The sequence below is a fragment of the Pseudomonas sp. AO-1 genome, assembly GCF_019775695.1.
Taxonomy (GTDB): Bacteria; Pseudomonadota; Gammaproteobacteria; order Pseudomonadales; family Pseudomonadaceae; genus Aquipseudomonas; species Aquipseudomonas parakoreensis.
On record NZ_CP079947.1, the window covers coordinates 1,277,671 to 1,297,141 of the forward strand.

At 60.2% G+C, this 19,471-nt stretch carries 22 protein-coding genes; 11 read left to right on the forward strand and 11 right to left on the reverse strand.

Annotation, left to right across the window (positions count from 1 at the left end):
- Positions 1 to 5 precede the first annotated feature (5 nt).
- The 4 genes from KVQ82_RS05975 to KVQ82_RS05990 all read right to left on the reverse strand — a co-directional run bounded on the left by KVQ82_RS05975 (position 6) and on the right by KVQ82_RS05990 (position 3,277).
- Positions 6 to 947 carry a MerR family transcriptional regulator gene (locus tag KVQ82_RS05975; protein WP_222018406.1) on the reverse strand — a complete coding sequence of 314 codons (942 nt, stop codon included), beginning with the start codon at positions 945 to 947 and terminating at the stop codon, positions 6 to 8.
- Positions 947 to 1,909: a DUF523 and DUF1722 domain-containing protein gene (locus tag KVQ82_RS05980; protein ID WP_041072444.1), complete on the reverse strand. Its 963-nt coding sequence runs from the start codon at positions 1,907 to 1,909 to the stop codon at positions 947 to 949. The genes KVQ82_RS05975 and KVQ82_RS05980 overlap by 1 nt, the downstream gene beginning before the upstream one ends.
- A gap of 169 nt (positions 1,910 to 2,078) precedes the next feature.
- Entirely contained in the window at positions 2,079 to 2,294 is a 216-nt protein-coding gene (locus tag KVQ82_RS05985; RefSeq protein WP_047296480.1) for a TIGR02450 family Trp-rich protein, read from the reverse strand.
- Positions 2,291 to 3,277, reverse strand: a complete 987-nt coding sequence (locus tag KVQ82_RS05990) for an NAD(P)/FAD-dependent oxidoreductase (protein ID WP_047296478.1) — start codon at positions 3,275 to 3,277, stop codon at positions 2,291 to 2,293. Before KVQ82_RS05990 ends, KVQ82_RS05985 begins: the two co-directional genes overlap by 4 nt.
- A 197-nt stretch (positions 3,278 to 3,474) precedes the next feature.
- Between KVQ82_RS05990 and KVQ82_RS05995 the strand changes: the two genes are divergently transcribed.
- Both KVQ82_RS05995 and hemH read left to right on the forward strand, forming a co-directional pair.
- Positions 3,475 to 4,377 carry a TIGR01777 family oxidoreductase gene (locus KVQ82_RS05995; protein WP_108183770.1) on the forward strand — a complete coding sequence of 301 codons (903 nt, stop codon included), beginning with the start codon at positions 3,475 to 3,477 and terminating at the stop codon, positions 4,375 to 4,377.
- Between the two features lie 13 nt (positions 4,378 to 4,390).
- Positions 4,391 to 5,416 (forward strand): ferrochelatase, encoded by a 1,026-nt coding sequence (hemH, locus tag KVQ82_RS06000; protein WP_222018407.1) that lies wholly within the window; start codon positions 4,391 to 4,393, stop codon positions 5,414 to 5,416.
- Positions 5,417 to 5,566: 150 nt separating this feature from the next.
- On the opposite strand, the gene KVQ82_RS06005 is transcribed toward hemH, so the two are convergent.
- Together KVQ82_RS06005 and upp are read right to left on the reverse strand one after the other, a co-directional pair.
- Entirely contained in the window at positions 5,567 to 6,841 is a 1,275-nt protein-coding gene (locus KVQ82_RS06005) for a uracil-xanthine permease family protein (protein ID WP_007951684.1), read from the reverse strand.
- Between the two features lie 2 nt (positions 6,842 to 6,843).
- The gene (upp, locus tag KVQ82_RS06010) at positions 6,844 to 7,482 is read right to left on the reverse strand and encodes a uracil phosphoribosyltransferase (protein ID WP_041072432.1); all 639 of its coding nucleotides are present in this window, start codon (positions 7,480 to 7,482) and stop codon (positions 6,844 to 6,846) included.
- Positions 7,483 to 7,644: 162 nt separating this feature from the next.
- On the opposite strand from upp, the gene KVQ82_RS06015 reads away from it, so the two are divergent.
- From KVQ82_RS06015 to KVQ82_RS06025, 3 genes are all read left to right on the forward strand, one after another.
- Entirely contained in the window at positions 7,645 to 8,202 is a 558-nt protein-coding gene (locus KVQ82_RS06015) for a hypoxanthine-guanine phosphoribosyltransferase (RefSeq protein WP_041072430.1), read from the forward strand.
- A 135-nt stretch (positions 8,203 to 8,337) separates the two neighbouring features.
- A complete protein-coding gene (locus KVQ82_RS06020; RefSeq protein ID WP_222018408.1) occupies positions 8,338 to 8,823 on the forward strand; it encodes a hypothetical protein in 486 nt (161 codons plus the stop codon).
- A 63-nt stretch (positions 8,824 to 8,886) separates the two neighbouring features.
- Entirely contained in the window at positions 8,887 to 9,174 is a 288-nt protein-coding gene (locus tag KVQ82_RS06025) for a PA4642 family protein (protein ID WP_222018409.1), read from the forward strand.
- A 161-nt stretch (positions 9,175 to 9,335) separates the two neighbouring features.
- On the opposite strand, the gene mqo is transcribed toward KVQ82_RS06025, so the two are convergent.
- Both mqo and KVQ82_RS06035 read right to left on the reverse strand, forming a co-directional pair.
- Entirely contained in the window at positions 9,336 to 10,844 is a 1,509-nt protein-coding gene (mqo, locus tag KVQ82_RS06030; protein WP_041072424.1) for a malate dehydrogenase (quinone), read from the reverse strand.
- Between the two features lie 708 nt (positions 10,845 to 11,552).
- Complete coding sequence (locus tag KVQ82_RS06035) at positions 11,553 to 11,786, reverse strand: hypothetical protein (protein ID WP_041072422.1); 234 nt, start codon at positions 11,784 to 11,786, stop codon at positions 11,553 to 11,555.
- A 203-nt stretch (positions 11,787 to 11,989) separates the two neighbouring features.
- Here KVQ82_RS06035 and KVQ82_RS06040 point away from each other — a divergent pair, with 203 nt between their 5' ends.
- Positions 11,990 to 12,574: a YajG family lipoprotein gene (locus KVQ82_RS06040; protein ID WP_025109324.1), complete on the forward strand. Its 585-nt coding sequence runs from the start codon at positions 11,990 to 11,992 to the stop codon at positions 12,572 to 12,574.
- Between the two features lie 177 nt (positions 12,575 to 12,751).
- Here the strand turns inward: KVQ82_RS06040 and KVQ82_RS06045 are convergent, their stop codons facing one another.
- Entirely contained in the window at positions 12,752 to 12,958 is a 207-nt protein-coding gene (locus KVQ82_RS06045; protein ID WP_027612213.1) for a hypothetical protein, read from the reverse strand.
- A gap of 194 nt (positions 12,959 to 13,152) precedes the next feature.
- Between KVQ82_RS06045 and KVQ82_RS06050 the strand changes: the two genes are divergently transcribed.
- Positions 13,153 to 13,431, forward strand: coding sequence for a hypothetical protein (locus tag KVQ82_RS06050; RefSeq protein ID WP_108183766.1), 279 nt, complete (start codon positions 13,153 to 13,155; stop codon positions 13,429 to 13,431).
- A 144-nt stretch (positions 13,432 to 13,575) separates the two neighbouring features.
- On the opposite strand, the gene KVQ82_RS06055 is transcribed toward KVQ82_RS06050, so the two are convergent.
- On the reverse strand, positions 13,576 to 14,739 hold the full coding sequence (locus KVQ82_RS06055; RefSeq protein WP_222018410.1) for a 1-acyl-sn-glycerol-3-phosphate acyltransferase: 1,164 nt from the start codon (positions 14,737 to 14,739) through the stop codon (positions 13,576 to 13,578).
- A gap of 142 nt (positions 14,740 to 14,881) precedes the next feature.
- Here KVQ82_RS06055 and KVQ82_RS06060 point away from each other — a divergent pair, with 142 nt between their 5' ends.
- From KVQ82_RS06060 to KVQ82_RS06070, 3 genes are read left to right on the forward strand one after another with little or no spacing between them, the layout of a single operon-like run.
- A complete protein-coding gene (locus KVQ82_RS06060; protein ID WP_108183764.1) occupies positions 14,882 to 15,064 on the forward strand; it encodes a CPXCG motif-containing cysteine-rich protein in 183 nt (60 codons plus the stop codon).
- Positions 15,065 to 15,073: 9 nt separating this feature from the next.
- Entirely contained in the window at positions 15,074 to 15,334 is a 261-nt protein-coding gene (locus KVQ82_RS06065) for a DUF2007 domain-containing protein (protein ID WP_003228093.1), read from the forward strand.
- Positions 15,335 to 15,370: 36 nt separating this feature from the next.
- Positions 15,371 to 15,994, forward strand: a complete 624-nt coding sequence (locus KVQ82_RS06070) for an SOS response-associated peptidase (protein WP_027612209.1) — start codon at positions 15,371 to 15,373, stop codon at positions 15,992 to 15,994.
- A gap of 87 nt (positions 15,995 to 16,081) precedes the next feature.
- Here KVQ82_RS06070 and KVQ82_RS06075 read toward each other — a convergent pair whose 3' ends face one another.
- Complete coding sequence (locus tag KVQ82_RS06075) at positions 16,082 to 18,223, reverse strand: methyl-accepting chemotaxis protein (RefSeq protein ID WP_222018411.1); 2,142 nt, start codon at positions 18,221 to 18,223, stop codon at positions 16,082 to 16,084.
- A 263-nt stretch (positions 18,224 to 18,486) separates the two neighbouring features.
- Between KVQ82_RS06075 and KVQ82_RS06080 the strand changes: the two genes are divergently transcribed.
- Positions 18,487 to 19,305 carry a M48 family metallopeptidase gene (locus KVQ82_RS06080; RefSeq protein WP_222018412.1) on the forward strand — a complete coding sequence of 273 codons (819 nt, stop codon included), beginning with the start codon at positions 18,487 to 18,489 and terminating at the stop codon, positions 19,303 to 19,305.
- Positions 19,306 to 19,471: the final 166 nt, after the last annotated feature.

Below are 19,471 nucleotides of genomic sequence, written 5' to 3' on the forward strand. Positions count from 1 at the left end.
TTCCATTAAATCAGCCCACGCTGAACGAGTACCTGATGGGCCGAGAGTGAATCTTCGGCCAGGATCAAATCAGCGATCTCAAGGGTTCTTACGGACAACTCGGTCTGGTGGATGCATACCGTTGGTCCGACGAGCATTTTTGCCGCGCTGATGCCGTTCAGCAGTTTCGGCAGCTGCGCCAGGTTCATTGCCTTGCTGGAATAAAGCAGCACTCCTCGCGCTTGCAGGTGATCGACCGCCAGCGCCAGTTCTCCGGCCGGAAGAGGCCAGTCGAACACTTGTACCGGGCAGTCGGCACTGCTGATCAGCCACGCGCAGAGCCACAGGTGTGGTTCCAGCGCCAGGTCCGAGTGATTGATCAGCAGCAGCGGTGCAGCGTGCAATTGCCGATTGTTATGGTAGATGCGCGCGCCGAATTTGCTGCGCAACCACGAATAAAAGAACACACGCTCCATCTGCGCACCGAACTGTCCTTGCCAACGCTGTTCGAGTTCGGCCAGCAGCGGCAGGAGTAATTGCTCGCACAGCGTGCGTGGCGGGTACAGGGCCATGGCCTGGTTGATGCTGTCGTCGAGATTGCGCTCATTGAGCTGGATGACGGCGCCGAGCAAGGACTGACGCTGTCGTTGCCAGTCGTTCTCCACCGTCTCGGTGAAGGCTTGCGGCGCGTCGAGCAACGGTTTGACCTGACTGACCGCCACGCCTCGGTTGAGCCAGGTCAGAATGGTCAGGATGCGTTGCACATGTTCGCTGGAGTACAGGCGATGGCCCTTGGGCGTGCGCTGCGGCACGATCAACCCGTAACGGCGCTCCCAGGCGCGCAGGGTAATGGCGTTGACGCCGGTCTGCCGCGCCACTTCGCGGATGGGTAGCCAGCCCTCGTCGAGGGCTTTCTTGAAGTCCGCACCGAGGTCTTCCCGGGCGCTGCTGTCGAATGTGTCGTTCATCAAATGGCGTTTCGCAGGCTGAGGTTTTCCGGATGCGGCTGCAGGTACACCTGTTGCGCGATGTACGGATCCGGGTGTTGGCGAAAATGATGTTTGAGCAAGGTTAGCGGCACCACCAGCGGCACGATGCCGTGACGGTACTGGCCGATGACATGCTGCATTTCCTGTTTGTCTTCAGGGCTGATCGCCTGTTTCAGATAGCCGCTGATGTGCTGCAGGACATTGCTGTGAGTGCGGCGGGTGGCACATTTCTTCAACGCGCTCATCAACTCGCTGAAATAGCGCGGGCCGAGTTCGACCGGATCGGTCTGGGCCATGTTGCCCAGCAATTTGCCCAAGGCTTTGTATTGTTCAGGGTTGTGCGCCATCAACAGGTATTTGTAGCGCGAGTGGAATTCGGTCAGTGCGCGGCGGCTCAAGCCTTGTTTGAGCACTTGTTGCCAGGCGCTGTAGGCGAGTACGCGGGTGATGAAGTTTTCCCGCAGCACCGGATCGTTCAGGCGTCCGGCTTCTTCTACCGGCAGATCAGGGTGCTGCGCACAGAACGCCTGAGCGTAGATGCCACGGCCGCCGCCGTTCACCGGCGCGCCGTTGGCGTGATAGACCTTGACCCGCTCCAGACCGCACGAAGGCGACTGCTGCATGAAGATATAGCCGCAGATGTCATTGAGCTCGCCGGCCATTTTCTGCCCGTAGGCCGCCAGCGGTTCGGTGACATTGATCTGCGGGTTGACGGTGCCGACCGCTTCAGGAGCGTCCGGATCCCCGACCAGGCGGATCGGCTCGCGAGGAATGCCCAGGCCAATCGCGACTTCAGGACAAACCGGGACGAATTCGAAATGCTCGGCGAGGGTGCGGCTGCACAGCCGCGATTCCTTGTGCCCGCCGTTGTAGCGCACTTCGGCGCCCATCAGGCAGGCGCTGATGGCGATTTTGGGCCGCAAAGCAGAAAGATCGGACATGCACACCTCGAATCTATTCCTGTACAGGTATTTATTTCTGTACAACTTTTCCTCAGCATAGATTCATGCGTGTACAAGTCAACTCATTTGTATAAGTTTTTTCCAGGTTTAACGCTCTCAACTGTGGGAGCGAGCTTGCTCGCGAAGGCGTCGGATCAGGGGGTAGTGTTTACTTCCAGCCCTGGAGCCACTCAGTCGAAATTTTCAGGCGCTGCCAATCAAGCCTTTCGCTGCGCTGCGTCAGGACCGCCTGCAATTCAATCTCCAGCACCGTACCTTCCTCATCACGGAATAGCTCGGTGACCAGAAAATGCTTTTCACGGTTTTGCGGGTGGGCTGCTGTCCACTTCGAGAGCAGCAGCTTTTGCGGATTGATGCGGTTCATTGCAGGTGTTCGTGCAAACGGCGTGCAGCTTCCTGGCCGCTGAGCCAGGCCCCCTCGACGCGCCCCGACAGGCACCAGTCGCCGCAGGCATACAGGCCCAGATCGGCGTCGGCCAGCGTGCCCCATTCGTGGCCGGTCGCAGGGCGCGCGTAGAGCCAGCGGTGGGCGAGGCTGAAGGTCGGCGCGGGCATGGCGCTGTGCAGCAGTTCGGCGAAGGCACCGTGCAGTTGTTCGATCACCGCTTCCTTGGGCAGGTCGATGTGTTGCCGGCTCCAAGCGCTGCTGGCGTGCAGCACCCACGTGTCGCACGTCGTGTCACGTCCCGGTTTGCTGCGGTTGCGTGCCAGCCAGTCGAGCGGGCTGTCCTGCACAAAGCAACCTTCGATCGGTGTGTCCAGTGGCGTATCGAAGGCGAGGGCGACGGCCCAGGTCGGGTCCATTTTCACCCCGGCGGCCGCGCCGGCGAGTTTCGGTGCGGCGGCCAGCAATGCGGTGGCTTGCGGCGCCGGGGTGGCGATCACCACATGGCTGAAGGGGCCATGGGTGAAGCCTTCGGCGTCCTGCAAATGCCAATGTTCTTCGCCGCGAAACACCTCGGTGATGCGGCAGGCAAAGTGCACTTCCAGGCCATTGAGCAAGCCGCGGGTGATGGCGCTCATGCGCGGCGTGCCGACCCAACGGGTCTGCTCGTCCGGCGACAGATTCAATTGCCCGCCCTGACAGGTGTAGAGCTGCGGTTGCCATTCGGCGACCCAGCCCTGGCTTTGCCAGCGCTGCACCTCGGTGACGAAGCGTCGGTCGCGGGCGGTGAAATATTGCGCGCCCATGTCCAGAGAACCGGCGTCGCTGCGTTTGCTCGACATGCGCCCGCCGCTGCCGCGGCTTTTGTCGAAGAGCTGGACGGTGTGTCCGGCCTCTGTCAGCGCTTGCGCGGCGGAGAGTCCGGCGATGCCGGTGCCGATGATTGCGATAGGTACAGTCATAGGGGCCTCGTTTACCTTTCTGTACAGACTACGCCGTCAATGAAACCTGTACAATTTTGTTTTTTGGTATAACTTCTAGCGTTCTCGTTCTGACAGCTTGGCCTATGGTTAAACAATAGAGCCTGCCCGATAGAAAAGATCCCTGCTTATAAAAATAGACTAGTGATCCGGGTAAAACGCCACGCGAGGAAGATGTCATGCGCATATTGCTGACCGGCGGTACTGGTTTGATCGGACGTCAGCTCTGTCAGTATTGGTCCAGGCAAGGCCATCAACTGACGGTGTGGAGTCGGCGTCCGGAGAAAGTCGCGCAGATCTGCGGTGCGCAGGTGCGTGGTATTGCCCGTCTCGAAGACTTCGGCAACGAGCCACTGGACGCAATCGTCAATCTGGCTGGAGCACCGATTGCGGATCGGCCATGGACCCATCGGCGCAAAGCGGTGTTGTGGAGCAGCCGCATCACCCTGACCGAAACCCTGCTGGCCTGGCTGGAAACACGACAACAGAAACCGGCGTTGTTGATTTCCGGTTCTGCAGTCGGTTGGTACGGTGACGGCGGCGAGCGCGAGCTGACCGAGGACTCACCGCCGGTGATCGACGATTTTGCCAGCCAGTTGTGCATCGCCTGGGAGGAAACCGCGCAGCGTGCCGAAGCGTTGGGCGTGCGCGTGGTGCTGGTACGAACCGGGCTGGTGCTATCAGCCGAGGGCGGCTTTTTGTCGCGGCTGTTGCTGCCGTTCAAGCTTGGGCTGGGCGGGCCTTTGGGCAATGGTCGGCAGTGGATGCCTTGGATTCATATTGATGATCAAATCGCCCTGATTGATTTTCTTCTGCACCGCGATCAGGCGAGCGGTCCTTATAATGCCTGCGCACCGAAACCGGTGCGCAATCGCGAGTTTGCCAAGACGCTGGGCAGCGTGCTGCATCGTCCGGCGTTCATGCCGATGCCGGCCCTGGCGCTGAAGGTCGGGCTTGGCGAAATGTCATTGCTGTTACTGGGTGGCCAACGCGCCATGCCGGCACGCTTGCTGGAAGCGGGTTTCACTTTCCAGTTCACGGATTTGCGCGCGGCTCTGGATGATCTCTCCGGCCGCCTTTGAAATAGGACGATGCATGACCGATCACGCCTTGCTTCTGGTCAACCTGGGCTCTCCGGCCTCGACTTCGGTGGCCGATGTACGCAGCTACCTCAATCAATTTCTGATGGACCCGTACGTGATCGACCTGCCGTGGCCGGTGCGGCGGCTGTTGGTGTCGCTGATCCTGATCAAGCGCCCCGAACAATCGGCCCATGCCTACGCGTCGATCTGGTGGGAGGAGGGTTCGCCGCTGGTGGTGCTGAGTCGTCGTCTGCAGCAGCAGATGACCACCCGGTGGACCCATGGCCCGGTGGAGCTGGCCATGCGTTACGGCGAGCCGTCGATTGAAACGAAATTGCTGCAACTGGTCGCCGCCGGGCACAAGCGCATTACGCTGGCGCCGCTTTATCCACAGTTCGCCGACAGCACCACCACCACGGTGATCGAAGAAGCCAAGCGGGTGATTCGCGAGAACAGACTCGACGTGAAACTGTCGGTGCTGCAACCGTTTTACGATCAGCCGGAATACCTCGATGCACTGGTCGCCAGTGCCCAACCGCACTTGCAGCAGGACTACGATCACTTGCTGCTGAGCTTCCATGGCTTGCCAGAGCGGCACCTGACCAAGCTCGATCCGACGGGCAATCACTGCCTCAAAAACGAAGACTGCTGCAAGAATGCCTCGCCGGCTGTGCTGGCCACCTGTTACCGCGCCCAGTGCCTACGCACCGCCGCCGAGTTCGCCAGGCGCGCGGGCATTGCCGATGGTAAATGGTCGGTGTCGTTTCAGTCGCGTCTGGGGCGGGCGAAGTGGATCGAACCCTACACCGAGGCGCGGCTGGATGAGCTGGCGAAAAGCGGCGTGAAAAAGATTCTGGTGATGTGCCCGGCGTTTGTCGCCGATTGCATCGAGACGCTGGAAGAGATTGGTGATCGCGGCCAGGAACAGTTCCGCGAAGCGGGGGGCGAGGAGTTGGTGCTGGTGCCGTGCCTGAATGACGACCCGCAATGGGCGAAGGCGTTGGCAACCCTGTGCGAGAGAGCGCCGTTGGCGCTGTAGCTGTTGTGGCGAGGGAGCTTGCTCCCGCTGGGTTGCGAAGCAGCCCCAAACCCTGCGAACGCGGTTCACAGGAAACCGCATCCGCCGAGTTTATGACTGCTTCGCAGTCAAGCGGGAGCAAGCTCCCTCGCCACAGGTCATGAGCAGATTTTAGATCAGCGGCTCATCCGCCTTCTTGTGCTTCCAGCTGTCATTGCCCGGCAGGATCAGGTTCAGCGCAATGGCCACCACCGCGCACAACGCGATGCCTTTGAGGCCGAAGTCGTCCGGGCCAGTGCCGGTGCCGACCAGCACACCGCCGATACCGAATACCAGGGTCACCGAGACGATCACCAGATTGCGCGCTTCGCCCAGATCGATCTTGTGACGGATCAGGGTGTTCATCCCCACCGCGGCAATCGAGCCGAACAGCAGGCACAGAATCCCACCCATCACCGGCACCGGAATGCTTTGCAGCAGCGCGCCGAACTTGCCGATGAACGCCAGGGTGATGGCGAAGATCGCCGCCCAGGTCATGATTTTCGGGTTGTAGTTCTTGGTCAGCATCACCGCGCCGGTCACTTCGGCATAGGTGGTGTTCGGTGGGCCGCCAAACAGGCCGGCGGCCGTGGTAGCGATGCCGTCACCCAGCAAGGTGCGATGCAGGCCCGGCTTCTTCAGGTAGTCACGACCGGTCACGCTGCCCACGGCAATGACGCCGCCGATGTGTTCGATGGCCGGCGCCAGCGCCACCGGAACGATGAACAGGATCGCCTGCCAGTTGAACTCGGGTGCCGTGAAGTGCGGCAGGGCGAACCATGGCGCGGCAGCAATCTTCGCGGTATCGACCACGCCGAAATAAAACGACATGGCAAAACCGACCAGCACCCCGGAAATGATCGGCACCAGACGGAAGATGCCTTTACCGAACACCGCCACGATCAACGTGGTCAGCAGCGCCGGCATCGAGATCATCATCGCGGTCTGGTAATGGATCAGCTCGGAACCATCACCCGCCTTGCCCATTGCCATGTTCGCGGCAATCGGCGCCATGGCCAGGCCGATGGAAATGATCACCGGACCAATCACTACCGGTGGCAGCAGACGGTCAATGAAACCGGTGCCTTTGATCTTCACGGCAAGGCCGAGGAAGGTATAGACGAAACCGGCCGCCATCACGCCGCCCATGGTCGCGGCGAGGCCGAACTGGCCCTTGGCGAGAATGATCGGAGTGATGAAGGCAAAGCTCGACGCGAGGAACACCGGCACTTGACGCCCGGTGACGATCTGGAACAGGATCGTCCCTAAACCCGCGGTAAACAGTGCCACGTTCGGGTCAAGACCCGTGATCAGCGGCATCAGCACCAGGGCGCCGAAAGCCACGAACAGCATCTGGGCACCGGACAGCACCGTGCGCCAGAGCGGATCGTTGAACTCTTGCTGCATGTTTACGCGTCCTTCTGCTTGGTGCCGAAGATCTTGTCACCGGCGTCGCCAAGCCCAGGGATGATGTAACCGTGCTCGTTCAAGCGCTCATCGATGGACGCGGTGTAGATGGTCACGTCCGGGTGAGCCTTTTCTACGGCAGCAATGCCTTCCGGCGCGGCGACCAGCACCATTGCGCGGATGTCCTTGCAGCCGGCTTTCTTCAGCAGGTCGATGGTCGCGACCATGGAGCTGCCGGTGGCGAGCATCGGGTCGATGATCATCGCCAACCGTTCGTCGATTTCCGGAACCAGTTTTTCCAGGTAGGTGTGCGCTTGCAGGGTTTCTTCGTTGCGGGCGACGCCCACTGCGGAAACCTTGGCACCCGGGATCAGACTCAGCACGCCTTCGAGCATGCCGATGCCGGCGCGCAGGATCGGCACGACGGTGATCTTCTTGCCGGCGATTTTCTCCACCGACACGGTGCCGCACCAACCTGGAATATCGTAGGTTTCCAGGGGCAGGTCTTTGGTAGCTTCATAGGTCAACAGGGCGCCGACTTCCTGAGCAAGCTCACGGAAATTCTTGGTGCTGATGTCAGCGCGGCGCATCAGGCCGAGTTTATGGCGGATCAGCGGATGGCGGATCTCGAGGATGGGCATGGAAAAACTCCGGCGGCGGGCAAAAAAACCGGCCTAGATTAATCTATCCGAGGGTGATGTCCTATAGGACATTGAGTACGTTAGTCCATTAACGCTTGATTCGACCTCGCGGGATGCGTACCTTTGCCCGCTTTTCCAATTCCGCCACCCCTGGAGAGCGCCATGTCCGCTGATCTCGAGCATATCCGTCAAATCATGCGAGAGGCTGACTGCCTGTACACCGAAGCTGAAGTCGAGGCCGCCATCGCCCGCGTCGGTGCACACATCAACGAACAACTGGCCGACAGCAACCCGGTGGTGTTCTGCGTGATGAACGGCGGCCTGATCTTCTCCGGCAAACTGCTGACTCATCTGCAGTTCCCGCTGGAAGCCTCCTACCTGCACGCGACCCGTTATCGCAACGAAACCAGCGGCGGCGACCTGTTCTGGAAAGCCAAGCCGGAAGTCTCGTTCATCGACCGCGACGTGCTGATCATCGACGACATCCTCGACGAAGGTCACACCCTGGGCGCGATCATCGACTTCTGCAAACACGCCGGCGCGCGCAAAGTGCACACCGCCGTGCTGATCGACAAGGACCACGACCGCAAGGCGCGTCCTGACCTGAAGGCAGACTTCGTCGGCCTGCCGTGCGTTGACCGCTACATCTTCGGTTACGGCATGGACTACAAAGGCTACTGGCGCAACGCCAACGGGATCTTTGCCGTTAAAGGCATGTAAGCAAGATCAAAAGATCGCAGCCTTCGGCAGCTCCTACAGGGGGATTGATGTACACCCTGTAGGAGCTGCCGAAGGCTGCGATCTTTTGCTTTTAATCCCATGCTAGAGTGCTCGGCCTCGCCCCCGGAGCCTGTCATGAGCCTTCTGATCCGCAGCTTTGCCGCCCTGTTGCTGACCCTCAGCCTGCCTCTGGCCGCCGCCCCGGCGCCGATGCACAGTCAGATTCTACCGCCGGACGATTTGACCCTGCGTGATGCCGAACCCGAGCAGCAACAACTGCTGCAGGTCACCGATTATTCGGTGGTGATCGGTGCGCAACGCCAGTCCAATCAGCAGCCGATTCCGGTGACCTCACCGCTGATGATCCGCCTCAAGGGCAAGTCGCTGAACAAGGGCGCGACCATCACCCAGGTGCTGGTCAATTTCGATGGCGAAAGCAAAAGCCTGAAAAAACCGGTTTATGACGACAAGAGCAAGACCCTGACCCTGTTCTACCCGTTGGCCCAGTACCGGGTGGTGGTCGATCTGCTGCGCAACGACACCGTGTATGTACAGTTCCTCAGTTACGCCAACGGCCACATCTGGGCCGATCTGCACACCGGGGCCGTTCGTGCGCGTTGAGCCTTGTGGCTGGGCAGGGGTAAACTGCCCGCCCCGTGTAATGTCTGCGAGCTGGAGTCGGCAATGCGTAAAGATAAGAAACAGGTGATTGGTGACGAGATCGGCGATGAGCAGATCAAGCTGTTCCTCGATTTTGAGCCGGTCGACGCCACTTCGCCGTCGCTGCACAAACTGATCAAGGCCTACCGTGGCCTGCGCATCGACGATTTCGAACGCTTCCTTACGTTCTTCGTGGCTGCCGGTTATGACGTGGATGGCAAGGACGAGCACGGTCAGACGTTTGTTGATTTGATCAAGGACCAGCGTAACGCGGCCGAGTACATCGAGCTGATCGACAAGGCTCGCGGTTAAGATCAAAAGACAAGATCAAAAGATCGCAGCCTTCGGCAGTTCCTACACTGGATTTGTGTTTACCCTGTAGGAGCTGCCGCAGGCTGCGATCTTTTGCTTTTCAGGGTCAATAAAAAACGCCCCGCACTCACTGAGTACGGGGCGTTTTTCATGCCGCAAGATCAAGCGAAGCTTGGGGTCTCGCTGCTTTCTTCAACCAGTTCCAGGGCGATGTTGTTCTGCGTGTTGATCTTGCGATACAGCGCAGCATCGGTTTCCAGAACCTTTTCACGGGCCGGGAAGATTTCCGCCAGTTTGGCTGCCCACTCACCCTTGGCCTTGGCCGGGAAGCATTTCTCGATCAGCTCGAGCATGATCGAAACGGTCACCGAAGCGCCTGGCGAAGCGCCGAGCAGGGCGGCGAGGGAGCCGTCTTTCGCTGCGACCAGCTCGGTACCGAATTGCAGGATGCCGCCCTTTTTCGGGTCCTTCTTGATGATCTGTACCCGTTGGCCGGCCACTTCCAGGCGCCAGTCTTCGGCTTTCGCCTCCGGGTAGAAGCGGCGCAGGGAGTCCAGACGCTGCTCCATCGATTGCATCACTTCGCTGACCAGGTACTTGGTCAGGTCCATGTTGTTTTTCGCCACTGCCAGCATCGGCCCGATGTTGCCGGCGCGAACCGACAGCGGCAGGTCCATGAAGGAGCCGTGCTTGAGGAACTTGGTGGTAAAACCGGCGTATGGCCCGAACAGCAGGGATTTCTTGCCGTCGACCACGCGGGTGTCCAGGTGCGGCACGGACATGGGCGGCGAACCCACCGCGGCCTGGCTGTAGACCTTGGCCTGGTGGTGCTTGACCACTTCCGGGTTATCGCAACGCAGCCACTGGCCACTGATCGGGAAGCCGCCGAAACCTTTGCTTTCCTCGATGCCCGAAGCCTGCAGCAGCGGCAGGGCCGCGCCACCGGCGCCGAGGAAGACGAATTTGGCATCGACTTCACGGCTGTTGCCGCTGTTGACGTCCTTGATGCTGACGGTCCAGCCGGCGCCATTACGCTTGAGGCCGGTCACGCGCTTGCAGTATTTGACCTGGGTGTCCGGTGCGCTGGTCAGGTGCTTGAGCAACTGATTGGTCAGGGCGCCGAAGTTGACGTCGGTACCGTTCATCACGCGGGTCGCGGCCAGGACCTCGTCCGGCGAACGGCCCGGCATCATCAGCGGCATCCACTCGGCCATCTTGGCCTTGTCTTCGGTGTATTCCATGTCGGCGAAGGCGTGGTGCTTGTGCAGCACGTTGAAGCGTTCCTTGAGGAACGACACGCCTTTGTCACCCTGGACGAAGCTCAGGTGCGGCACTGGGCTGATGAAGGACTTGCACGAGCCGAAGGTGCCTTTTTTGGTCAGGTACGACCAGAACTGCTTGGACACTTCGAACTGGGTGTTGATGTGCACGGCTTTCTTGATGTCGACGCTGCCGTCGGCGGCCTGCGGCGTGTAGTTCAGCTCGCACAGGCCGGCGTGGCCGGTACCGGCGTTGTTCCACGGGTTGGAACTCTCCGCGGCCCCGGAATCCATCAACTCGACGACTTCCAGCTTGATCGTCGGGTCGAGTTCTTTGAGCAGTACTGCCAGGGTGGCACTCATGATGCCGGCCCCAACCAGAACTACGTCGACTGCTTCGTTATGCGCCATTTAACGCGTCTCCAAAATCTGCAGCACCAAATTGTCGGCATGGCTGCCAGGGCGTGGCGGGGCAGGTCAGTTGCGCCCCGGATAACCCATGGTCAGGTTCGTCATGTCCGAATCTTCGCAATTTTTCGCAACTTCGACGGATGCATGCGGCCTGGCTTCAAGAGTTGCATCAACTCATTTCAGCACGCGGCTGGCAATTCGACTTATGGTCGAGACATCCGTTTTGTGCAACCAAATCCGTAGCGGACAGGCTTCAGGCTCCGATGTTCGAGGTTTCCCCGGTCCTGTGTCGTTGGGCTGTTACAGACGCTAATGGTGCATGTTCAGACGCAAAACTATTCATTTGCTCGCCACACTCTTGTGAAGTTGTGAAAACCCGTTTTTTTCACGCTCTTTTGAAGACGTGAACCTCAAAAAAGGGCTGTCCAGGCCTGGCACCGTGCCCGCAAAGGCAAAACAACGCGGTGGCCGAGCGTATGACAGCTCTGCAGATTCGCGAAAAGCGGGGTTTTTGCCGGAAGAACAGGCAAGCGCGCCAACTTCACTCGATCTGTGTGGGCGGCTCTCTGTGGGCGATTTTGATGGCGAATGCAGGGCATTGCCGGTGTTGCGGGGCCCGATCAGGAGACGTCCTTATAATCGGGGGGAGATTGTATCGAAGAAATGCGGGCAGTTGGTCGAGTTTAATGACTTTTATTAGGCATCCGGTCAGATGCTCAACATCGCCTGGGCACGTGCGCGAGGCTGTTGCTCGATGACCCGGGCGCTGGCGGGCAGCGGCTGGTGCAACCAGTTGAGGCGGATTTCTTCGATTTCCACCCAGCCGTCGCCCATTGGCTTGAGGCTGCACTGTTTGAAGGCCTGGCAGTGACCGTTGCGATCCAGCAGGGCGAAGCTGCGGTGCAGCGGACGTGGCGCGAACAACGAGATCAGATAACGCATGGCAAGTACCTTGTTGGGGACTGGTTTGAAGCTTGCCAGGCGGCCGTGACGCCAAGGTGTATGGGCGGTGAATAATCTGTGACAGGAACCGCATTCTCTCGGCTGGGTCAGACATTTGAGTATTCACTGTCGAGTGCTGGTGACCCGCAGTGGCCCACCGCTATACTGCCGGCCTGTTTGTGCCTGATTCTGGAGAAAAGAGCATGTTGCAACGCCTGTTGTTCGGTTTGATCACTGTGACCAGTTTGACCCTGGTTGGCTGCGCCCACAGCCCGCAACAACTGAGCCCGGAACCGAAGCTGACCACGCAGTTGGCCCCGGTCGGCCATGGCCAGCAAGTGGTGGTGCGCGTGGTTGACGGTCGTCCGTCGCCAACCCTCGGCACCCGTGGCGGCCTGTACCCGGAAACCAGCGCCATCACTGTACAGCGCGAGCAGATCCTGCCGAAGTTGCAGGCCCAGGCTGAAGCCGCCGTGCGTCTGCTCGGCTTTACCCCGACCAGCAACGCGATGAATGCGCCGCAACTGACTGTGACCCTGACCGAGCTCAAGTACCAGTCGCCGAAAGAAGGCATGTACGTGACCGAGGCCACCATCGGCGCGACCTTCCGTTCCGACGTGCAGAGCGGCAACCGTCGCTACAGCGGCCGCTACGGCGCTTCGCTGGACCAGCGTTTCGGCATGGCGCCGAACCAGGAAACCAACACCAAGCTGGTCAGCGACGTGTTGAGCGACGCCTTGACTCGTCTGTTCAAGGACCCGACCGTGGGTCAGATCCTCGCCGAGTAAGCTTCGCGGCTGATGTGAAAAAGCCCGGGCCAGTGATGGCGCCGGGCTTTTTCATGCCTGCAGGACGACGCTAATCCCCTGTAGGAGCTGCCGAAGGCTGCGATCTTTTGACTTTGATTTTTAAAACAACATCAAAAGATCGCAGCCTGCGGCAGCTCCTACAGAGGACGATGTGGGTCAGGCGGCCTGGGAGTAGAAGTCGAGAACGCTCACACCGGTCAGCAGGTCAGTCTCCGGCAAATCCGCATGCTGATGCCCGCCGAGGGCGCAATACACCAGCCAGTGGCGATCCTGAACATTGAAGGCGAGGCTGCCGACGAGGCTTTGTTGTTCGTCGGTCGGGGTGATGAGGTACAGGCGATCCTGGTTTTCGGCGTGAAGCATGTCGCGTTCCATGTGTGTTTCGAGGCGCGCATGGTGGCCGATGTAAATGACGATGCCGTGACACAGGACAGCCATCGGTCGATTGTCAGGTTATTTGTCGCAAAGGGTAGGGTAGTGCAGGCGTGTTTCGGTAGAATCCGCGCCGCAGTCGTCGATCAGGCGTCTGCCACACCGATTCAGTTCCGAGGTCTGTGATGTCGCTGCACTTGATGACGCTGTTTACCGCCCATCCCGCCAAATTGATCAACCTGCTGGCGTTGGCACTGGCCTTCCCCGGCAGTTGGCTGCTGCACGCGACCCGCCGTCGTGAACAGCGCGCCATGGCCAGCATCGCCGCTCAACGCCAGGCCCAGCCTAACGCCGAGCCGATTCTGGATTGGGCGACGTTGCGCATGAACCGCTTTTTCTACCGCTTCGGTTTTGCCTGCCTCGGGCTGGCCCTGGTCGTCTCCTGGATCAGCACCCGCTTCTGAAGCGAATGCAAAACCTTGTGGCGAGGGGATTTATCCCCGATGGCCTGCGCAGCAGGCCCATGATTATTCAGGCAGAATCCTGGGGCCGCTTCGCGACCCATCGGGGATAAATCCCCTCGCCACAGTGTGATTTGCCAACAGTTTTTACAACGGCAACCCGGCTTTTACGCGGTACTGATTACGCACCGGCGTCGCATATTGCAGCACCAGATACGGACGGTGCTCTTCAGGGCAGGCGTCCAGCCGGCGCTGCCATTCTTCCTGCGCCTTGGCCAGTTCGTCGGCGGGGAACACCTCGGCAGCCTTCGGCACGTTCAGTTGCGGATCGGCATCGGCCCACATCGCATACGCCAGGTAATGCACCGGGAACAGGCGATAACCGCCGAGAATCTGCTTGTCCATCTCGACCGCCAATTGCTTGGTGTCTTCGAACAGCTCGGTGATTGGCGCGGCGAAGTTCACGTGCACCCGGCCCTTGTAGCCCGTAATGCCCTTGGCAATGCTCACGTCATCCTCGCCCGGCGCCTTGGCGTAGGTGCCGGTGGTAGCGCGGATGTACAGCTCGCGGGCCTTGGCCTGGTCGCACGGGTCGTATTCGTAACTGATCGACACCGGAGTCAGGTTCAGCGACTGGATCACTTCGCCGAACGGCTCGTCCTTGCGGCTCATGTGGAACATCTTGAGGATCGCCGACTCGGTACGGTCGTCGCCGTCCTTGGCCCGGCCTTCGGCCTGCGCGATCCAGATCGAGGCGCAATCGTTGCGGATCGAGTGGTTGATGTACGCTGACAGTAATTGATACGCCGCCATCTTCTCGCGGCGCCCGGTGATCGAACGGTGCACGATGAAGCTCTTGTTCAGGCGCATCAGATCGCTGACAAAAGGCTTTTGCAGCAGGTTGTCGCCGATTGCGATGCGCGGCGTCGGCAGGCCGGCGTGGTACACCGCATAGTTGACGAAAGCCGGGTCCATCACGATGTCGCGGTGGTTGGCGATAAACAGATAAGCGCTGCCGGACTTGAATTGCTCGACACCCGTGTAGGTCACGCCGTCGGTGGCGCGCTCGATGGTGTGGTCGACGTAGGACTCGATCTTATCCTGCAACGTCGCCACCGAGGTCACGCTGGCGAACTCACGACGCAGCCGATGGGCTATAAGTGGTTTGAGCATCCAGCCGAAGGCACCGGCAAAACGCGGGAAGCGGAAGTGGGTGAGGATATCTAGAAACGCCTTGTCGCCGAGCAGTCTTGCCAGTACCACAGGTACTTCGCTGTCGTCGTAAGGTCGGATGGCATCGAATTCGCCCATCATGCTCTCTTGTTGGAAACGGCTAGGGTAAGTAAAGGTTTTGATCGAAAACCAACGGGGCACGGTCTGAAAAAGTAGCCAGACAAAAATAGCCCTGCAAATAGACCGACGATTATACGCACAAGTCACCTGGGAGACCGCGATGCTGGAAAGCGCACTGTATGAATGTCCGTATTGTGGTGAAGAGGTCGAGACAACAGTGGACTTGTCTGACGGCGATCAGACCTACATCGAGGACTGTCAGGTGTGTTGTCGACCGATCACCTTTGTCCTGCAGGTGCATGGCGAGGACTGGTTTCTGGAAGTGTTCAGTGAAAACGAATGAGGGGCGCCCATGCAGCGAATCTACGAGCCGGAAAACCTGATGGAAGGCGAGATGCTCAAGGGCATGCTCGCCAGCGAAGGCATCGAGGCGCACCTGGTGGGCCGGGATCTGCTCGGCGGCACGGGGGAGTTGCCGATTTTTGGCCTGCTGGGGTTGTCGGTCGAAAACGATCAGGCCGAATACGCCCGCGAGCTGATCACCGCGTACAATGCCGCGCTGCCGCTGCCCGGCGATGAACCGGAGAGCTTCCCCGGGACGCTGGTCTGTTAGGCTGACGTTCGTTTTATTGCTGAGTCGTGTTGCCCCATGTGTGGACGTTATGCCCTGTTTCGCTGGAACCGCGACTTCGCGGCCCTGCCCGGATTTCCCGCCGATCAGCAGGCGCAGTGGAATATTTCTCCCAATGATTCGGTGTTGATGCTGCGTGCCGAGGCCGACGGCCAACGCGCGCTGGCCCGCGCCCGTTGGGGGCTGACGCCGCCGTGGCTGACCGATCTGTCGAAAACCCCGGCGCATGCCCGGGCGGAAACGGTCGCCGAGCAACCGATGTTCCGCGAGGCGCTGCGCCTGCGTCGTTGTCTGTTGCCGGCCAACGGTTTCTACGAATGGCGCGGCAATCTGCGCAAGCGCCCGTACTGGCTGACGCCGGGTGAGGGTTCATCGCTGTTTTTCGCGGCGATCTGGGAGGCGTATCCGGTGCAGGAGCAGGTGTGGCTGAGCACCGCCGTCATCACGCAGCCGGCGGCCAGTCAGCGCCGACCGTTGATTCTCGATGAGGCGGGGCAGGCGGCCTGGCTCGATCCCGCGACGCCGCTGCATGTGCTGCAGGGTTTGCTCGCCAGTGAGCCGGCGGCATTGCGCGAGCGGGTGCTGGCGAATCTGGTGAATGATCCGAAGCTCAATGGGCCGGAGTGTCTGACCCCGGGTTGATGTGAAAGCGAAAAGATCGCAGCCTGCGGCAGCTCCTGCATCGATTCTGTAGGAGCTGCCGTAGGCTGCGATCTTTTGATCTTGCTCTCAAACCTTGAACTGATTGATCAAGCGCCGCTGCTGCTCCGCCAGTTTGGTCAGGCCGGCACTCGCCGAACTCGACTCATCCGCACCGCCCGCCACTTCATTGGCCACCTGACCGATATTGATCACGTTGCGGTTGATGTCATCCGCCACGGCGCTTTGCTCTTCAGCGGCACTGGCAATCTGCGTGTTCATGTCATTGATCACCGACACCGCCTGAGTAATCGTCTCCAGCGCTTCGGCGGCTTTCGCCGCGTGCTGCACACTTTCGTCGGTGCGGTTCTGGCTGTCCTCCATGACCCGCACTACGTCGCGGGTGCCCTGTTGCAGTTGCTGGATCATGCTCTGGATTTCTTCGGTGGCCTTCTGGGTCTTCTGCGCCAGATTGCGCACCTCGTCCGCGACCACGGCAAAGCCGCGCCCTTGTTCGCCGGCACGCGCCGCTTCGATCGCCGCGTTCAGCGCCAGCAGGTTGGTCTGCTCGGCGATCCCGCGAATGGCCGTCAGGATCGCGTTGATGTTTTCACTGTCCTTGGCCAGGGTCTGCACCACGCCCACGGCTTTGCCGATTTCCAGCGCCAGCGCACCAATCGAATTCGAGGTATCACGGACGATCTGCATGCCCTGGCCAGCGGCCTGATCCGCATGGCTGGCGGCTTGCGCCGCCTGGGTGGCGTTGCGCGCCACGTCTTGCGCAGTGGCGGTCATTTCCTGCACGGCAGTGGCGACCTGATCGATCTCGGCCATTTGTTTCTGAATGCCGATGTTGGTGCGAATGGCGATGTCGGCCGTGTGTTCGGAGGAATCGCTGACGCTCTGCACCGACGTCACCACCTGCGTGATCATCGCCTGCAACTTGGCGAGGAAGGTGTTGAAGCCTTTGGCAATCGAGCCGAGTTCATCGCTGCGATCACTGCTCAAGCGGCGGGTCAGATCGCCTTCACCTTTGGCAATGTCATCGAGCATGGCGACCATCTGCTTCAGAGGGCGGGCGATGCCGTGGCCCACCAGCCAGATCACCAGCAGGCCGATGCCGGCGATGATCAGACCGACCATGGCCATACCGAAGGTGTCGGATTTGCGCTGGGCATCGAGGTCGGCCTGAAGTTTCTGCAGATCGGCCATTACCGCATTCAGCGGCAGTTGCAGCATCAGGGTCCAGCGCGCGTCGGTCTGGCCGATGCCGAATGGCAGGTACAACTCGATGCGGCCCTTGTCCTTGTTGACGGAGTAAGTGACTTCGCCGCGTTTGAGATTGGCCATGTTGGCAATCTGTTCGGCGTCGAGAATGTCGCTGACCTTTTCACCGAATTTGCTCGGGTCCTGGGTGTAGGCCACGATCCGCCCGTTGCCGCCGATCAGGGCCATTTGCCCGGCGCCGCTGTACAGCTTCTGGTTGGCGGCGAGGAGCATGTCCTGAATGAAGTTCACCGACAGATCGGCGCCGACGATGCCCTGAAAAGCGCCGTTGAGCATGATCGGTTCAATGAACGAGGCGAGCATGACGACTTTGTCGCCGACTTTGTAAGGCGCCGGATCGATCACGCAGGGTTTTTTGGTTTCCTTGGAACAGAGGTAATACTCACTGGCGCGCACCCCGGTGGACAGGGTTTTCTGATCGTCGACATCGGCCAGTTTGTCCACGCCCAGACTGCCGTCGGTATTGCGGAACCACCACGGCAGGAAGCGTCCGTTGGCAGGGTCGATACCGATCACGGCGCTGCCAACGTAGGCCGCGTCATGGTGATCCAGTGCGTTCTTTTCCCAGCCGATGTAGGTGCCGAGAATTTTCGGGTTCTGCTCGACGTTTTCCTTGATCAGGCTGATCAATTGCTCGCGGCTGATGTTCAGTCGCGGCTGGCCATCGGCGCCCGGTGTGCCGAGCAGCGCATTGACCCGCACCAGCCCCCCGGCAATCAGCAGCGGTGCTTCGAGTTCGCGCTGGATCTGGCTGACCTGGGTCTGCGCCAGCGAGGTCAGGCGCTGTTCGATGACCTGCTCGAACTGCGCCTGGGTGCGCTGTTGCACCATGTCTTGAGTGCGGGCGCCGGAGAACAGCGCGTACAGCACCAGCGCGGCGACCACGCTGAGGACGATGGCGCCGGCCAGGGCGGCGACGGAAAACTGGATCGACTTGAACTTCATGGGAGCTCCGCACGCAAGAGGACGTCTGCGCTGTTGTATCGGCAGCAGGCATTGCGCCATGAGTGTTGGACGGAACAAAGGGCGGAGGATGTCGCAAATGGATCGGTGCACGACGCAGCGGCAGCAGACTTGCCGGTTGCTGTGAATTTTTTACGACAACAGCGGTGGGAAACTTCCGAAAGACGCTGCAACACGTCTGTTGTATCTGGCGCCGATACAATTCACCCCCTACGATACGCGGCAGGTTTTCAGGGAGCTTTTGAATGAACAAGACATTGGTTGTAAGTGCACTGAGCGCAGCGCTGTTGCTGGCCGGTTGTCAGTCGGTCAACACCACCAGCGGCGGAGCCGTGGGCGTGGAGCGCAAGCAGTACATGTTCAGCATGCTGTCCTCGCAAGAGGTCGACCAGATGTATGCCCAGTCCTATCAGAAGACCGTCGGCGAGGCGTCGAGCAAAGGCGTGCTGGACAAGACCAGCCCGGAGGCCAAGCGGGTTCAGGAAATTGCCAACCGGCTGATCGCCCAGGCACCAAATTTCCGCCCGGATGCCGCGCAGTGGCAATGGGAAGTCAACCTGATCAAGAGCGATGAGCTCAACGCCAACTGCGGCCCTGGCGGCAAAATCATTTTCTATACCGGGCTGATCGACAGCCTGAAGCTGACCGACGATGAAATCGCCGCAGTCATGGGCCACGAAATCGCTCACGCCCTGCGCGAGCACGGTCGTGAAGCGATGTCCAAGGCTTATGGCATTGAAATGGCCAAGCAGGGTGCCGGTGCGCTATTCGGTCTGGGCCAGGACAGCCTGGCGCTGGCCGACACCGTGGCCAACTACGGCATGACCTTGCCCAACAGCCGCGCCAATGAAAACGAAGCCGATCTGATTGGCCTCGAACTGGCCGCCCGCGCCGGCTACAACCCGAATGCCGCGATCACCTTGTGGAACAAGATGAGCAAGGCCTCGGAAGGCGCACCGCCGGAATTCATGAGCACTCACCCGGCCTCGTCCAGCCGGATCGCTTCGTTGCAGGCGGCGATTCCGAAGGTGATGCCGTTGTACGAGAAAGCGCCGAAATCCTGATAGGCATTCCGGGCAAGTCGAACCTGCTGCTGTAGTGAGGGGATTCATCCCCGATGGGCTGCGAAGCAGCCCCAAAACCTATGACTGCGGTGTACCAGGTACACCGAGGTGGTCAGCTTTGGGGCGCTTCGCAGCCCATCGGGGCGGTGCGACGTTTCGCTAAATC

Coding starts and splice junctions, on each gene's coding strand:
- KVQ82_RS05990 (WP_047296478.1), bottom strand. CDS start 3,277: ATGACTGTACCTATCGCAATCATCGGCACCGGCATCGCCGGACTCTCC.
- KVQ82_RS06005 (WP_007951684.1), bottom strand. CDS start 6,841: ATGCAGCAAGAGTTCAACGATCCGCTCTGGCGCACGGTGCTGTCCGGT.
- KVQ82_RS06070 (WP_027612209.1), top strand. CDS start 15,371: ATGTGTGGACGTTATGCCCTGTTTCGCTGGAACCGCGACTTCGCGGCC.
- KVQ82_RS05975 (WP_222018406.1), bottom strand. CDS start 947: ATGAACGACACATTCGACAGCAGCGCCCGGGAAGACCTCGGTGCGGAC.
- KVQ82_RS06035 (WP_041072422.1), bottom strand. CDS start 11,786: ATGCGTTATCTGATCTCGTTGTTCGCGCCACGTCCGCTGCACCGCAGC.
- KVQ82_RS06065 (WP_003228093.1), top strand. CDS start 15,074: ATGCAGCGAATCTACGAGCCGGAAAACCTGATGGAAGGCGAGATGCTC.
- KVQ82_RS06015 (WP_041072430.1), top strand. CDS start 7,645: ATGTCCGCTGATCTCGAGCATATCCGTCAAATCATGCGAGAGGCTGAC.
- KVQ82_RS06045 (WP_027612213.1), bottom strand. CDS start 12,958: ATGCTTCACGCCGAAAACCAGGATCGCCTGTACCTCATCACCCCGACC.
- KVQ82_RS05995 (WP_108183770.1), top strand. CDS start 3,475: ATGCGCATATTGCTGACCGGCGGTACTGGTTTGATCGGACGTCAGCTC.
- KVQ82_RS06025 (WP_222018409.1), top strand. CDS start 8,887: ATGCGTAAAGATAAGAAACAGGTGATTGGTGACGAGATCGGCGATGAG.
- upp (WP_041072432.1), bottom strand. CDS start 7,482: ATGCCCATCCTCGAGATCCGCCATCCGCTGATCCGCCATAAACTCGGC.
- KVQ82_RS05980 (WP_041072444.1), bottom strand. CDS start 1,909: ATGTCCGATCTTTCTGCTTTGCGGCCCAAAATCGCCATCAGCGCCTGC.
- mqo (WP_041072424.1), bottom strand. CDS start 10,844: ATGGCGCATAACGAAGCAGTCGACGTAGTTCTGGTTGGGGCCGGCATC.
- KVQ82_RS06040 (WP_025109324.1), top strand. CDS start 11,990: ATGTTGCAACGCCTGTTGTTCGGTTTGATCACTGTGACCAGTTTGACC.
- hemH (WP_222018407.1), top strand. CDS start 4,391: ATGACCGATCACGCCTTGCTTCTGGTCAACCTGGGCTCTCCGGCCTCG.
- KVQ82_RS05985 (WP_047296480.1), bottom strand. CDS start 2,294: ATGAACCGCATCAATCCGCAAAAGCTGCTGCTCTCGAAGTGGACAGCA.
- KVQ82_RS06020 (WP_222018408.1), top strand. CDS start 8,338: ATGAGCCTTCTGATCCGCAGCTTTGCCGCCCTGTTGCTGACCCTCAGC.
- KVQ82_RS06075 (WP_222018411.1), bottom strand. CDS start 18,223: ATGAAGTTCAAGTCGATCCAGTTTTCCGTCGCCGCCCTGGCCGGCGCC.
- KVQ82_RS06050 (WP_108183766.1), top strand. CDS start 13,153: ATGTCGCTGCACTTGATGACGCTGTTTACCGCCCATCCCGCCAAATTG.
- KVQ82_RS06060 (WP_108183764.1), top strand. CDS start 14,882: ATGCTGGAAAGCGCACTGTATGAATGTCCGTATTGTGGTGAAGAGGTC.
- KVQ82_RS06055 (WP_222018410.1), bottom strand. CDS start 14,739: ATGGGCGAATTCGATGCCATCCGACCTTACGACGACAGCGAAGTACCT.
- KVQ82_RS06080 (WP_222018412.1), top strand. CDS start 18,487: ATGAACAAGACATTGGTTGTAAGTGCACTGAGCGCAGCGCTGTTGCTG.